Here is a 329-nt window from a genome sequence, read left to right on the forward strand (position 1 = left end):
TGCCGTTGTCACCGGCGAAGAACAGGTACATGTTCTGGCTGTCACCGATGAGCGTCTGGTCGATCGGCCCGGTACCCCCGCCGGAGAGGCTCGCGGTGGACAGGGTCTGCTGCGCCGACCAGCCGTTGGCGTTGGTCGGGTCACTGGAGGTGCGGTAGGAGAACGCGGTCCCGCCCCACTGGTAGGCCAGCACCCAGATGTTCTTCGGCGCGAAGTACAGCAGCGTCGGCGCGACGGTACCCGAATTCATCTTGTTCTGGCTGGCCGAGGCCATGTCCGACCAGTTGGTGAACGTGCCGAAGTTCATCGAACCCCAGCTCGACCCGAAG

At 64.4% G+C, this 329-nt stretch carries 1 protein-coding gene; it reads right to left on the bottom strand.

Annotation, left to right across the window (positions count from 1 at the left end; all coding sequences use genetic code 11):
• Window positions 1–307 (bottom strand): non-reducing end alpha-L-arabinofuranosidase family hydrolase (locus IEY93_RS39150; RefSeq protein ID WP_268241613.1); only part of this gene is annotated, 307 nt, incomplete at its 3' end.
• Window positions 308–329: the final 22 nt, after the last annotated feature.

Origin of the sequence: Sphaerisporangium melleum, assembly GCF_014646695.1 — a bacterium.
Classification (GTDB): domain Bacteria; phylum Actinomycetota; class Actinomycetes; order Streptosporangiales; family Streptosporangiaceae; genus Sphaerisporangium; species Sphaerisporangium melleum.